Source organism: Mesorhizobium sp. CA5 (assembly GCF_020165105.1).
Lineage (GTDB): Bacteria > Pseudomonadota > Alphaproteobacteria > Rhizobiales > Rhizobiaceae > Mesorhizobium.
In genome coordinates, this window is record NZ_JAIUHJ010000003.1 from 178744 (window position 1) to 192700 (window position 13957).

The 13957-nt window shown below is 64.1% G+C and carries 11 protein-coding genes; 6 read left to right on the top strand and 5 right to left on the bottom strand.

What is annotated here, in order from left to right; all coding sequences use genetic code 11:
• Nucleotide 1: 1 nt before the first annotated feature.
• Both trpD and LB529_RS05750 read right to left on the bottom strand, forming a co-directional pair.
• Nucleotides 2-1012 (bottom strand): anthranilate phosphoribosyltransferase, encoded by a 1011-nt coding sequence (gene trpD, locus LB529_RS05745; RefSeq protein ID WP_224710499.1) that lies wholly within the window; start codon nucleotides 1010-1012, stop codon nucleotides 2-4.
• The gene (locus tag LB529_RS05750) at nucleotides 1009-2904 is read right to left on the bottom strand and encodes a peptidylprolyl isomerase (RefSeq protein ID WP_224710500.1); all 1896 of its coding nucleotides are present in this window, start codon (nucleotides 2902-2904) and stop codon (nucleotides 1009-1011) included. Before LB529_RS05750 ends, trpD begins: the two co-directional genes overlap by 4 nt.
• A 143-nt stretch (nucleotides 2905-3047) precedes the next feature.
• Here LB529_RS05750 and tpiA point away from each other — a divergent pair, with 143 nt between their 5' ends.
• The 5 genes from tpiA (at nucleotide 3048) to LB529_RS05775 (ending at nucleotide 8385) form a co-directional block, all read left to right on the top strand.
• Entirely contained in the window at nucleotides 3048-3815 is a 768-nt protein-coding gene (tpiA, locus tag LB529_RS05755) for a triose-phosphate isomerase (protein ID WP_224710501.1), read from the top strand.
• A 212-nt stretch (nucleotides 3816-4027) separates the two neighbouring features.
• The gene (secG, locus tag LB529_RS05760) at nucleotides 4028-4540 is read left to right on the top strand and encodes a preprotein translocase subunit SecG (RefSeq protein ID WP_224528672.1); all 513 of its coding nucleotides are present in this window, start codon (nucleotides 4028-4030) and stop codon (nucleotides 4538-4540) included.
• A 210-nt stretch (nucleotides 4541-4750) separates the two neighbouring features.
• Entirely contained in the window at nucleotides 4751-5878 is a 1128-nt protein-coding gene (locus LB529_RS05765) for a L,D-transpeptidase (RefSeq protein ID WP_224710502.1), read from the top strand.
• Between the two features lie 148 nt (nucleotides 5879-6026).
• Nucleotides 6027-7664, top strand: coding sequence for a CTP synthase (locus LB529_RS05770; protein ID WP_318012544.1), 1638 nt, complete (start codon nucleotides 6027-6029; stop codon nucleotides 7662-7664).
• A gap of 175 nt (nucleotides 7665-7839) precedes the next feature.
• Nucleotides 7840-8385 (top strand): DUF1697 domain-containing protein, encoded by a 546-nt coding sequence (locus LB529_RS05775; RefSeq protein ID WP_224710504.1) that lies wholly within the window; start codon nucleotides 7840-7842, stop codon nucleotides 8383-8385.
• An 87-nt stretch (nucleotides 8386-8472) separates the two neighbouring features.
• Here LB529_RS05775 and LB529_RS05780 read toward each other — a convergent pair whose 3' ends face one another.
• Complete coding sequence (locus tag LB529_RS05780) at nucleotides 8473-9930, bottom strand: NCS1 family nucleobase:cation symporter-1 (RefSeq protein ID WP_224710505.1); 1458 nt, start codon at nucleotides 9928-9930, stop codon at nucleotides 8473-8475.
• Between the two features lie 305 nt (nucleotides 9931-10235).
• On the opposite strand from LB529_RS05780, the gene LB529_RS05785 reads away from it, so the two are divergent.
• On the top strand, nucleotides 10236-10538 hold the full coding sequence (locus tag LB529_RS05785) for a DUF982 domain-containing protein (protein WP_095765383.1): 303 nt from the start codon (nucleotides 10236-10238) through the stop codon (nucleotides 10536-10538).
• Between the two features lie 84 nt (nucleotides 10539-10622).
• On the opposite strand, the gene LB529_RS05790 is transcribed toward LB529_RS05785, so the two are convergent.
• Together LB529_RS05790 and LB529_RS05795 are read right to left on the bottom strand one after the other, a co-directional pair.
• Complete coding sequence (locus tag LB529_RS05790; protein ID WP_224710506.1) at nucleotides 10623-12152, bottom strand: HlyD family type I secretion periplasmic adaptor subunit; 1530 nt, start codon at nucleotides 12150-12152, stop codon at nucleotides 10623-10625.
• Nucleotides 12153-12155: 3 nt separating this feature from the next.
• Nucleotides 12156-13901 carry a type I secretion system permease/ATPase gene (locus tag LB529_RS05795; RefSeq protein ID WP_224710507.1) on the bottom strand — a complete coding sequence of 582 codons (1746 nt, stop codon included), beginning with the start codon at nucleotides 13899-13901 and terminating at the stop codon, nucleotides 12156-12158.
• Nucleotides 13902-13957 lie beyond the last annotated feature (56 nt).

Genomic DNA, 13957 nt, shown 5'->3' on the forward strand with positions numbered 1-13957 from the left:
TCTATCCGTTCGAAATCTCGATGAGCTTGTCGAGCACCGCACGCGCGCGGCCGCTGTCGATCGCTTGCGCCGCCGCCGCGATGCCGTCGGCCAGCGTCGTCACCTTGCCGGCCACAACCAGCCCTGCGCCGGCATTCATCAGCACCGTATCGCGATAAGCGCCGGCGGCTCCGCCAAGCATATCGCGCAATTCCTTGGCGTTGTAGGCCGCGTCGCCACCGCGCAGCTCTTCCTTTGTGTGTCGCTTCAAGCCGACGGCTTCCGGCGTCAGGGTGAAGCTGCGGATTTCGCCGCCGGCAAGCTCAGCCACCTGGGTCTCGCCCGTCGTGGTGATCTCGTCATAGCCGTCGCCATGGACGACCCAGGCGTGATCGGCGCCCAGCGCCTTGAGCGTCTCGGCCACGGGCATGATCCACTCCGGCAGGAAGACGCCGACCATCTGGCGGCTGACGCCGGCAGGGTTCGACAGCGGTCCGAGCAGGTTGAAGATGGTGCGCGTGCCGAGCTCGACGCGGGTCGGCCCGACATGCTTCATCGCCGGATGATGCGCCGGCGCGAACATGAAGCCGACGCCGGCCTCATGGATGCAGCGGCCGATCGTCTCCGGCGGGATGTCTATTCTGACGCCCAGCGCCGTCAGCACATCGGCGGAGCCGGTCAGCGAGGACAGGCCGCGATTGCCATGCTTGGCGACCGGCACGCCGGCCGCGGCAATGACGAAGGCCGAAGCGGTCGAGATGTTGACCGAATGCGAATTGTCGCCGCCGGTGCCGACGATGTCGATGGCGCCTTGCGGCGCCTCGACGCGCAGCATCTTGGCGCGCATCGTGGCGACCGCGCCGGAAATCTCGCCCACCGTCTCGCCGCGCACGCGCAGCGCCATCAGGAAGCCGCCGATCTGGCCTGGCGTCGCGTCGCCCGACATGATGATGTCGAACGCCTCGCGCGCTTCCTCGAAGGAAAGCGCGGTGCCCGATGCGACCTTGGCTATGTGTGTCTTGAGAGCGCTCATCGTGTCTGTGCTTGCGAAACCGCGTTCGGATCGATGCGAACGTCATATTGCGACTGCAACTGCGCCACCAGCTGGTCGAGCAGATCGTCGGACATGCCGGCGCCGAAGGATTTCTGCGCGTCGTCCGGCACCGCGCTGCCATCGGCGCCTGCCGGCTCGAAGACCTCGGCGACCTTGAATAGGATCTGGCCGTCGCCGGTGGGCGAGGGGATCAAACCGGTACCGCCTTCGCCGACGCCGAACATGGCCGCGGCGCCTTCCTTGCCGAAATCGGCATCGTCGGCTTCGCGCTTCAGGCCGCGCTTGGTCTGCTTGTCGAGCTTGAGCTCGCCGGCGATGACGTCGAGCGCGGTGCCTGCCTTGAGGCGCTTCTCCAGCTCCTGAGCCTTGGCGTCGAGCCGCTTGTCGGTCTCGGCCTCCGTCCAGTCGGCGACGACCTTCTTGCGGACTTCATCCAGCGTGCGGTCGCGCGCCGGCGTGACCGACTGCACTTCGTAGAAGACGAAACCGTTGCCGGCAGTCGTCAGGCCTTCGTTCTCGGTATTGGGCTCCGCCGCGAACACCGACTTGATCAGCTCGGCCGATTCCGGCAGGTCGTTGACGATCGTGCCGTCCGGCCGCTGGCCGGTACGGTCGATGGCATCGATGGTGACGACCTTGAGCTTCAGCTTCTCGGCGGCCTGCGCCAGCGAGGCGCCCGAGGCGCGGGTGTCCTCGTAGCTGTCGTGCACATCGAGCAGGATGCGGCTTGCTTCGCCGAGCGCCAGGTCCTTGCGGATCTGGCCGGACACTTCCGAAAGCGGCTTCACCACCTGCGGCTTGATCTCGGTGACGCGCAACAGCACGGGACCGAAGGCGCCCTGGACGACCTGGCTCACCTCGTTGGCATTGAGCGAGAAGGCGGCATCGGCCACCGCCTTGTCGGCGATCTTGTCCTTGGCCAGCGTGCCGAGCAGCGTGTCGGCCTGCGTCTTGCCTTCGGCGGTGACGAGCTTGTCGAAGGTAGCCCCAGCCTTCAGCGAATCCAACGCGGCCTTGGCCGCATCCGGCGTCTTGAACACCAGCTGCTCGATGGTGCGCATCTCGGGCGTCGTGTAGCGCGCGATGTTCTTGTTGTAGTCCTCGCTGATCTGCTGGTCTGTCACCGCGGACGGATCCATGATGTCCTGCGGCTCCAGCCGGACATAGGAGAACTTGCGGTATTCCGGCGCGGCATAGTTCTTCTTGTTGGCGTCGAAATAGGTTTTGAGGGCGCTGTCGGACGGCGCCTCGATCGGCTGCACCAGCGTCTTGGGCAACACGACATAGTCGATCGTGCGATCCTCGCCGCGATAGAGAGAGACCGCCTTCAGGAAAGTCTGCGGAACCTTGAGGCCGTCGGAGATCGCCTCGACGACCTGCTGGCGCACGGCCACCTGCGAGCGGTTCCTGAGATAGTCCTCGGGCCGCATGCCGAGCTGGCGCAGCAGATACTCGAAGGTGCGGCGATCGAACTGGCCGCCGGGGCCCTTGAAGGCCGGATCCTCGCGCGTCAGTTCGGCCAACCGATCCTTGGAGAGGCCGAGCCCCAGCTTGCGAGCCTGTTCGTCGAGCACGGCGCCCGAAACGAGCTGCGCCAGCACCTGATTGTCGACACCGAGCAGCTTGGCCTGTTCGTGGGTGACGCGCTGGCCATATTGCTGCGACAGAAGGCTGAGCTGGCGGTCGTAAGCGAGGCGGTACTCGTTGATCGAGACCTCCGTGCCGCCGGCCGTGATCACCGCGTGATGGCCGCCCAGCACGCCACCCACCATGCGCGTGGTCGCGCCCCAGGCGAGGAAACTCACCACCAGCAAGGACAGCAACGCCTTCGCGACCCAGGTGCCTGCCGCGCTTCTCAATATACCAAGCATGCATACTTCCGATTTTTGCGCATTTTCGCGTGCGCCGAGTCTGAAACAAGCGCAATAGCGCCCTTCCGGTCCACTGTCGATTGCTTTGTGACCTGATTTTGGTAGTGAGGGCGCTGCTTAATGTCGCTCGGAGAACGCGCCCCATGACCCCTGGAATCCGCCCGCTTGTCGCCGGCAACTGGAAAATGAACGGCACCAGCGCCTCGCTCAACGAGCTGCGGTCGATAGGCAACGGGTTCATGAGTGGGCTCGACGCGGAGACCGAAGCGCTGGTGTGCGTGCCGGCGACCTTGCTGCAGCGCGCCGCCGAGATCCTGTCGCGCACGCCGGTGCGTGCCGGTGGAGAGGATTGCCATCCCAAGGAGAGCGGCGCCTTCACGGGCGAGATTTCGGCCGAGATGCTCAAGGATGCCGGCGCAAGCCACGTCATCGTCGGTCATTCTGAGCGCCGCGAGCTGTTCGGCGATGACGATGCAATGGTCCATGCCAAGGCGTCGGCGGCCTGGCGGGCAGGGCTGGTGGCCATCATCTGCATCGGCGAGACGCGCGCCGAGCGGGAGGCGGGCGCCACGCTTGATGTCCTGTCGCGCCAGCTTGACGGTTCCGTGCCGGCGAGCGCCACCGCCGCCAATACCATCATCGCCTACGAGCCGGTCTGGGCGATCGGCACCGGCCTGACGCCGACCGCCGCCGATGTCGCCGAGGCGCATGCGCACATCCGGGGCAAGCTGACCGCGCTGCTCGGCGATGCCGCGGCCAGGACCCGCATTCTTTACGGCGGCTCGGTCAAGCCTTCCAACGCGGTGGAACTGCTCGGCGTCGACAATGTCGACGGCGCGCTGGTCGGCGGCGCCAGCTTGAAGGCGGCCGACTTCCTGGCCATAGCGGAAGCTTATATGAACATGGCTTAGCCTGCGTTGATATTCAGGTGATGCCGGCCTGACCTGAATCTCATCACACCCTAGCCGTCTCCCAGGCTCGCGTGGGCTAAATCGTTGTAATGGCCGCATTGGTTCCCATATTCCCGGCCACGGGCTTGGAAATGCCGCCAAAGCATTGTAAGGAGCCGCCTCCAAATCATCGGTCGTATGCGCGCTCGCGCAAGGCCTCGCCAGGATAAATTATGGAAACCGTACTGATCGTCGTCCACCTCATGGTCGTGCTCGCCCTCGTCGGCGTGGTGCTGCTGCAGCGCTCCGAAGGCGGCGGCCTGGGCATCGGCGGCGGTTCCGGTTTCATGACCGCTCGTGGCGCCGCCAACGCGTTGACGCGCGCCACCGCGATCCTGGCGGCAGCCTTCTTCGTGACGTCGCTGGCGCTGTCGATCCTTGCCCGCTATGGCGAAAAGCCGATCGACATCCTCGACCGCCCGGCAACGTCCAGCCAGGGCAACGGCGTGCTCAACCAACTGCCGGGATCGAACGGACCGGTGGGCAGCTCGCAGCCCGCAGCCCCGACCGGCGGCTCTGCTCCCGCGGCTCCGGCTGGCGGTGCGACGAGCACCACGCCGCTTGCCAACGGCGCCACAGCGCCGGCTCCGGCCACAACGCCTGCTCCGGCGCCCGCGAATCCGAGCACCGCGCCGGCGACCAACGGCGTCACCTTGCCGGTCACCCCTCAGGTTCCGAACCAGTAGCCGGACAAGCACTGCCGCGATCTGTTGTTCTTTGAACACAGTCGCGGCAAATGCGCGCCCGATCACGAAGATTCAACCGGGCGTGGCGCCTGCCTCAGCTTGAGGCGATGACAGCTAATCGATTATAGATTGCGCGCGGCACTTTTGGCGTCCTTGGGGGACGCCGGGCGACGCCGTGGGCAACACGCATTGAACGATCGGATCTTCGCCATGCAGCTTCGCAGCTTCATCATTTTGGGAGTCTGTGCCGTCCTCGGCATGGGTTCCGCGGCCCTTGCCGGACCGGCAACTAAGGTCTCCTCCCCGTCGGTAGAGAAAACCGACGCCATTCCCGTTGCCGCCGCCAAGAGCGACGCATCGCAGCTGAGGCTTCTCAAGAAGAAGAAAAATCCGACCTCGGACGATCTCGCGCAGATCGGCAAGCTCGAGGCCAAGATCGCCGCCGACAAGCAGGCGGCAAACGATAAGGCGCTCGAGGCTCGCAAGATGGCCATGCGCGAGGCCGCCAAGGCCAAGGCTGACGCGGCGCGCCAGGAATGGCTCGCTAAGAAGGGCACTGCCGCGCCGGCTGAGGTCGCCGACGCCAGGCCGGCCAAGAAGACCACCAAGATCATCGCGCCGCTGGACCCGGTCGCGCAGATCATGCCGGTCAAGGCCGAGGAGCCTATCCCGGCTGAGGTCATGAACATCACCGCTACCGGCAACAATGGCGAGTTGCGCAGTGAGCAGCCCGGCCAGAAGCAGACGAGCAGCGGCGGGCTGTTTGCCGGCCTCTTCGGCGGCTCGTCGGTGAGCTCGATCAGTTACCTGCCCGAGACCCGTGCGCTTGATTCGGCGCTGGCCAAGAAGGCCGCCAAGCGGCCGTTCAAGGTGAAGCCGGAATTCGTGCCGCAGGACGTCACGTTCACCGGTTATGAGCCGGGCACCATCGTCATCGACACCAGCGCGCGCCGCCTCTATCTCGTCGAGTCGTTTTCCACGGCACGCCGCTATGCCATCGCGGTCGGCCGCGAAGGCCTGCAGTTCAAGGGCACGGTAGCCGTCGGCGACAAGCAGGAATGGCCGCGCTGGATACCGACGCTCGACATGCAGAAGCGCGAGCCGAAGCATTACGGCCAGTACAAGGACGGCATGCCCGGCGGCGGCGAGAACCCGCTCGGCGCGCGCGCCATCTATCTCTATGACGGCAAGAAGGACACGCATCTGCGCATCCACGGCACAATCGCGCCGCAGTCGATCGGAACCAGCGCCTCCAATGGCTGCTTCCGCATGATCAACGAGCACGTCATGGACCTCTACAGCCGCGTCAAGATCGGCACGAAGGTTGTTATTATCTAAGGCTTTCCGTCAAACTGCCGAAAGGGCCGGCATCGCCGGCCCTTTTGTTTTGACTGAATCCAAGCCCATGCGGGGCCCGGCGCCATTTTGGGAAAAAGCCTTCGCGGCGGTTTTTTCTCTGGCGGAATCAATCAGGCCGCGTTAAGCGATGACTCCCATGGCGCGATATGTATTCATCACAGGCGGCGTGGTTTCCTCACTCGGAAAAGGCATCGCCGCAGCAGCTCTTGGGGCTCTTCTGCAAGCGCGAGGCTATCGCGCGCGGATCAAAAAGCTCGATCCTTATCTCAATGTCGATCCCGGGACGATGTCGCCGTATCAGCACGGCGAAGTGTTCGTGACCGATGACGGCGCCGAGACCGACCTCGATCTCGGCCATTACGAGCGATTCACCGGGCGCTCGGCGAACCAGCAGGACAACATCACCACCGGCCGCATCTACAAGAACATCATCGAGCGCGAGCGGCGCGGCGACTATCTCGGCGCGACTGTGCAGGTGATCCCGCACGTCACCGACGAGATCAAGCATTTCGTACTGGACGGCAACGACGACTACGATTTTGTGCTGTGCGAAATCGGCGGCACGGTCGGCGACATCGAGGCGATGCCGTTCCTGGAAGCGATCCGACAGCTCGGCAACGACCTGCCGCGCAACAACGCCGTCTATGTGCATCTGACCCTGATGCCCTACATCCCGACGGCCGGCGAACTGAAGACCAAGCCGACGCAGCATTCGGTCAAGGAACTGCGCGGCATCGGCATCGCGCCCGACATCCTTTTGGTGCGCGCCGACCGGCCGATCCCGAAGGAGGAGCGCCGGAAACTTTCGCTGTTCTGCAACGTGCGCGAAAGCGCCGTCATCCAGGCGCTGGACGTGCCGCATATCTATGACGTGCCTTTGGCCTATCACCAGGAGGGCCTCGATTCGGAAGTGCTGGCGGCCTTCGGTATCGACCCGGCGCCGAAGCCCCGCATGGAGCCGTGGCAGAAGCTTTCCAACCACATCCACAATCCGGAAGGCGAGGTGACGATCGCCATCGTCGGCAAATACACCGGCCTCAAGGATGCCTATAAATCGCTGATTGAGGCGCTGTCGCATGGCGGCCTCGCCAATCGCGTCAAGGTCAAGCTCGACTGGATCGAAAGCGAGATCTTCGAGAAGGAAGACCCGGCGCCGTGGCTGGAGAAGGTGCATGGCATCCTCGTTCCCGGCGGCTTCGGCGAGCGCGGTTCGGAAGGCAAGATCCTGGCGGCAAAGTTCGCCCGCGAGCGCAAGGTGCCTTATTTCGGCATCTGCTTCGGCATGCAGATGGCCTGCATCGAGGCGGCCCGCTCGCTGGCGGGTGTCGACCATGCGTCGTCGACCGAGTTCGGCCCCACCGACGAGCCCGTCGTCGGCCTTATGACCGAGTGGCTGAAGGGCAATATGCTTGAGAAGCGCAAGGCCGCAGGCAATCTCGGCGGCACGATGCGGCTTGGCGCCTATCAGGCCGAGCTCGCCAAGGGCTCGAAGATAGCGGATATCTACGGCGACACGCAGATTTCCGAGCGCCACCGGCATCGCTACGAAGTCAACGTCGACTACAAGCAGCGGCTCGAGGATTGCGGCCTGGTGTTTGCCGGCATGTCGCCCGACGGCGTGCTGCCGGAGACGGTCGAATATCCTGACCACCCATGGTTTATCGGCGTGCAGTATCACCCCGAACTGAAGAGCCGGCCGCTCGACCCGCATCCGCTGTTCGCCAGCTTTATCTCGGCTGCAGTGGATCAGTCGCGGCTCGTCTAGGTGTGCTGATATTCAGGTGAGGCCGGCCTGCAAATGGCGGCTTCCTGCGCTTCCGGTGCTCACGTACGAAAAGTACGCTCCGCTCCGGTTCTCGGAAACCACCATTTTCGACTCGGCCTGACCTGAATCTCAGTACGCCTTGGCTCCGGCCTGCGTGCCAGCTATGCGGACCGTAATGCAAACTTATGTCGCGCTGCTCTACAGCATCATCCTGGGCGAGGGGCGGCGGGTGGTCATGTCCGACCTGAAGGCCATGGCGGAAAGCCTCGGGCTGAAAAACGTCCGCACGCTGGTGGCGACAGGCAATCTGGTGTTCGAGGCGCGCACAGGCGAGCTTTCAAAGCTCGAGCGCCGGCTGGAAAGGGCGTTCGAGAAAAGCTTCGGCCGGCATGTCGACATCATCGTGCGCGGTGCCGAGGACTGGCTGAAGCTTGCCGCCGCCAATCCGTTTCCGGGCGAATCAGCGGACGCGGCCGATCAGGTTGCGGTGCGCGTGATGCGCGAGCCGCTGCCCGCGCACACCGTCGAAGCCCTCCAGCCCTATGCAGCCGACGACGAGTTGGTGCAGGTGGTAGACGGCGATATCTGGCTTGTCTTCTCGCGTGAGCGGCCGAACTCGCGGCTGCTTGCCGCGGCCAATCACAAACGCCTTGGCATCGGCACGTCGCGCAACTGGAACACGGTGCGCCGTCTGGCGGAGATGGTAGGCAGTAGGCAGTAGGCAGTAGGCAGTAGGCAGTAGGCAGTAGGCAGTAGGCAGTAGGGTGGCATTCTCTATTGCCTAAGCCCTACTGCCTACTGCCTTGTTTCAGGCCTTCGCCACCCTCGCGCCTGCGCCGAGCGCCATGGTGCGCAGCACGTAGTAGACGACGCCGGCGATCGCCACGCCGAAGAACCAGCCATAGACGCCCCACCAGGACGGCAGCCAGTTGGTGAAGTTAGGCAGGATCGAGGAGAAGATGGCGCCGATGCCGGCAGCGATGAAGGCGTTGACATGCCACCCGCTCTGGAAACGGAACTCGCCGTCTTCGCGATAGAGTGCTTCGACGTCGACTTCGCTTTTGCGGATCAGGTAGTAGTCGACCATCATCACGCCGAAGATCGGTCCCATCGTCGCGCCGATGACGTTGACGAAGGAAGCCGCACTGCCTTCCCATGGCGCGAAGGGATAGAGCACCAGCGCGATCAGCGCCGCGATGTAGCCGCCCTTCTTGAAGTCGATCTGGCGCGGGAAGACGTTGGAGAAATCGAACGCCGGCGAGACGAAGTTCGCCACGACGTTGATGCCCAGCGTCGCCACCGCGAAGGTCAGCGCGGCAAGCGCGGCCAGGAACCAGCTGTCGAACTTGGCCGAGATCTGGTCGGGATGGAGCAGCACCTCATGGTAGACGTCATAGGCGGCGATCGTGGTGACGCCGGCGACCAGCGAGAACAGGATGAGGTTGACCGGCAGGCCCCAGATGTTGCCCTTGCGAAGTGCCGCATTGTCCGGCGCATAGCGGGCGAAGTCGCAGAAGTTGAGATAGAGCGCCGAGAAATAGGTCACCCAGATCGCTGCCACCGCGAACAGGGCGGTCCAGGACCCAGGCTCGCCCGGAACGCCGGCATCCTTGGTCTTGTCCAGCAGCACATCCATCGGGATGTCGCTGGTGAAGGCGAAAGTGCCGGACTTCACGCAAAGAAAAATGGCCAGGATCAGCATCATGACCCAAACGGCCGGGCCGGCCCAATCCTGGAAGCGACGGACGGTTTCCATGCCCTTCTGGATGATCAGCAACTGCAGCGCCCAGATGATGACGAAGCAGATCACCTCCAGCGTCGAGTGTCCCAGAAGGTGCGAGCTCTTGTTGAACTCGTCGAACCATTGCAGGCGCGTCAGCAGCGCCACGATCGCGCCCGACGCCGCGGCCGTCTGGGCGCCGTACCAGAAGCAGGCGACGATCGCCCGCACCAGCGCCGGGACGTTGGCGCCCCAGATGCCGAAGGAGGCGCGGGCAAGCACGGGGTAGGGCACGCCGGTCTTCACGCCGGCATAGCCGACCATATTCATCAGCGCATAGATGATCAGCGAGCCGATGCCGATGGCGATGATGAAGTTGACGAAGCCGCCGCAGAACAGAAACAGGCTTGCCGCCAGGTAGTAGCCCCAGAGGCTATGGACGTCAGAGGTCCAGACGTTGAAGATCGAAAACGGTCCCCAGTTCCTGACCGTTGCGGGAGCCAGATCCTCATTGTAGAGGTCAGGCGATGCGCCTTGAATGGTCATTGCAAGTGTTCCCCTTTTTGCAAAACGCGCCCTCACGCGGTGACCGCGGAGGTTAAGCCTGACGCAGGGTAACCGGCAAGCAACCCATTTGCCGGCTTTCGCCTTAAAGATATTCAATGAGAATCGCCGTTATCCGGCGGCTCCAGGCCTGCATTGGCTGAGTCGCCAACTGATTTTCGCGCATGTCAGGCGCGGGCCCGCGTTTCGAACTTTTTTCCATCGGCAACCAAATTTGTTTGGAACCGATTCGCGGGACGTGCGTTTATTGCGGTTCGACTGCGCTGCGGTCGACCGGGAGGATAATTATGGATCGCTTGCATTTCTTTACCCCAGTGCGAATTGCGCGTGGGCAGGGATACCCTGTGGAGGAAGTCGATAGCGTCTCCGAGGCGATGGTGTTCCTGCGGAAGTGGCCAACGGGACGGCGCGGCCCGGTTTATCAATGCGCCCTGAATTGCTGCGCGGCGGCACTATCGGGCAAGATGTCGGCCGAGGAAGCGCGCAAAGCCTTTGTCGGCTTTGCTCGCATCACCCGGCTGCTCGACGACGACATGGCGCTGCCGCTGGGCGGCGCGTCGATGGACAATGTCCACGCCTTGAGGCGCTAGCGCCGTCACGCCCGCGCGGCTGCGCCTGACAGATGCGACGATGAGGCGTCGGCTTATGGCCGACGTCGCTGTGCTGTCATCGATTCAGTTTTCCTTGAAAGAGCGTGTGAGCGAAGCCTGCACCGGGGCCAGCATATAGTCGAGCAAAGTGTGCTCTCCCGTCAGGATCATGACCTCCGCCGGCATGCCGGGCGACAAGTGCACGTCATGCAGCTCTGCGAGATCGGCGGTGTCGACTTTGACCTTGGCGAGGAAATAAGGCTCGCCGGTCTTTTCGTCCGTCAGCCGGTCGGCCGACACCGATGTGAGCAGGCCATGGATTTGCGGCAGATGCCGGCTCGGATAGGCCGACAAAACCACGCGAGCCGGCATGTCAGGATGTACCACGTCGATATCCGCCGGTTTGATGCGTGAATCGATGACCAGATTGGGCTCGTTGGGAACGATATCAAGCAGCGCCTGGCCGCTTGCGATCACGCCCGATTCGGTCGTTATGCGGAGGTTCATCACCGTTCCGGCGATTGGTGCGACAATGTCGGTCCTGGCCAGCACATCCTGGCGCGAAGGCAATTGGCTGCGCAGTTCAGCCAGGTCCCCTCGCACTTTTGCGAGATCCTCATTGGCGCTCTCGCTGTCCTGTTGGCGTAGGTTGAGAAGCTGGAACTCGGTCTCGCCGATCTGCTGGTCGTTGTGTGCCACTTGCGCGCGGTTCGATGCCTGATTGGCGCGGATCTCGGCCTGGGACCGCTGCAGCGCCAGTATCCGCGGCAGCCGCTCCAGTCCCTGTTTGTACATTTCCTGCGCTGAGGCGATCTCCTGGTCGATCAGCCTGAGCTGCTCGGCCTCGGCGGCAATCACCTCCCTCGATCCTGTACTTTGCTCCTGGATTTGCGCGATGCGCTTGTTGAGGATTTGCGTGCGCCCCGCACGGGTCGCCAGGCGGCTGTCGAGCAGCGCCTGTTCCTCGGCGACCACCTTTCGCGCCGTCTCGCTGTCGATCGATGTCAGCTCCTTGGGGAAGGTGATCCGGTCCTGCCCGGCAAGCTCCGCGACCAGGCGCGCTTCGGTCGCCAGCAGTCGGATATAGTGGCCTTGCAACTCGTCATAGCGACCTTGGGCGTCGGTCGTCTTCAGGCTGATCAGCACCTGGCCGGCGCTCACCTTGTCGCCTTCCTTTACATGGATCGCGCCGATGATGCCGCCCTCCAGATGCTGGACGGTCTTGCGATAGCCCTCGGGGCTGACAACGCCGTTGGCGACGACGGCGCTTGCCAGAAGGGCGACGCTTGACCACGCGGCGGTGCCGCCCACGAAGACGATCGCCGACACATAGCCCAGCATGCGCGCTGGCCGCGTCCGTTGGTTCAGGTCGCGGCCGCTGGCGCGGAGGGCAGGTGACCGCCGCCGGACCAAGCCTGAAGCCAGCAGCAGGACGAGCACGCCGGCGGCCGCAATCATCGTGACGCGCGTCGGCTGGTTCAGGCCGCGGAACGAAATCGATGCCGCGGCGACCAGATCGCCTGCGGAAATGGACAGTCTGTCCGCCAACGCGCCCAAGCTATCCATCAGCCTGTCCAGCATCGTCGAGAAGTCGCCAAATCGATCACCGCCCATGGCTCACTCCCCTGCCTTCCGGTTTGCTGGCGCATTGGCGGCGATCTTGTCCCGTATGGCCGCCGGCACCGAGATGTGCCTGGACTGGCCTGCCAGCGCGCCGAGCACCTCGTCGCGCGTGCCGAACATCGAAAGGGATCCGTCGCGGATGAGGGCGATATGGTCGGCAGTGCGCAGAAGATTGGTCTGATGGCTGATGACGACCACCGTGCGGCCCCGCTCCTTGAGCTGCTGGAGCACGTTGAACAGCGCCACTTCGCCTTCGCCGTCGAGGCCGGTGTTCGGCTCGTCGAGGACAATCAGCGGCGGGTCACCGAATAGCGCCCGGGCCAGCGCGATGCGCTGGCGCTGGCCGCGCGATATCCGGACCCCATGCGGTCCGACTTCGGTGCGATAGCCGCTCGGCAGTCGCAGGATCATCTCGTGGATGCCGGCGAGTTGTGCCGCGGCTATGACCGCTTCGCTGTCGACGTCACGCAGGCGGGCGATGTTCTCGGCGATCGTTCCAGGGAACAGCTCGACCTGCTGTGGCAGGTAGCCGATATGCTGGCCGAGTTCCTCCGCAGGCCAGTTCCAGACCTCCGCGCCATCCAGCCGGACGTGGCCGAGCGAGGGCCGCAGCGTGCCGACAATGAGACGGCAGAGCGTGGTCTTGCCCGAGCCGGATGGGCCAATGACGCCGCAGGTCTGGCCGGGTTCGACGCCGAAGCCTATCGCGTTCAGCAGCGCCTGCGACGTCCCTGGCGCACAATAATGCAGGTTTTCTAGCTTCAGCCGGCCTTGCGGGCGGGGCAGGCTGACGCCGGCTGTTTGCATCGACCTGGTCTCGGCGAAAAGCTTCATCAGGTTGCGGCGCGCGGTCCGCGCGCTGACCAGACTGCGCCAGGCGCCTATCGAGCGCTCGATCGGCGCCAGCGCGCGGCTGAGCAGGATGGAAGCCGCGATCATCGAGCCCGGCGTCAGCTCGCGACGCAGGACGAGATAGGCGCCGAGCCCCAGCACGGCCACCTGAAGGGCGAGACGCAGCGAACGCGACAGGCTGCCGATGATGGTGGTGCGCTGTAAAATCCGAGTCTGGATGTCGATCAGCGATTGCTGGTTTTGCTCCCACCGCCGCAGCGCCGGCTCGGACATGCCGAGCGAGCGCAATGTCTCGGCGCCGTCGACAAATTGACCGACGGCGGCCTGGCTGCGGCGAAGCCCCGCTGCCGCATCCTGGCCTTTGCGGCGGGTGAGGAAATCGTTGGCGAGCGCGGCGCAGAACAGGAGCACGGCGCCGGCAAGGCCGACTACACCCAATGCTGGATGCAAAAACCACATGAATGCCAGGAAGACCGGCGTCCATGGCGCGTCGAGGAAGGTCAGTATGCCATCGCCGGCAATGAAGCCGCGCAGATCGCCCACGTCCTTCAGGCCGGTTTCGAGGTTGCTGCCGGCCAGGCGCGCCTCCATGGCGCGTTCGATCACCGGAACGCTGAGCTGGTCGTCCAGCCACTGGCTGATATGCCCGAGCATCATCCGGCGGGCGTGTTCCAGCAGGCCATAGACGGCGATGGCGCCGATGACGGCAAGGGTGAGCCATAGCAGCGTGTCGATCGACCCGCTCGACAGCACCCTGTCATAGATCTGCAGCATGTAGACGGTGCTGGCGAGCAGGAGGAGATTGGTAAGCAGGCTGAAGAGAAGGAGGGCGGGCACCTGATGGCGGGCCAGATGCATCACTTCCTGGAATTGCGGTCTTGGCTGCATCACGGACCCCCCGCTTCGATGCCTTTTGTCAGTGCCCGGCCCCGGCGTTGAATTGG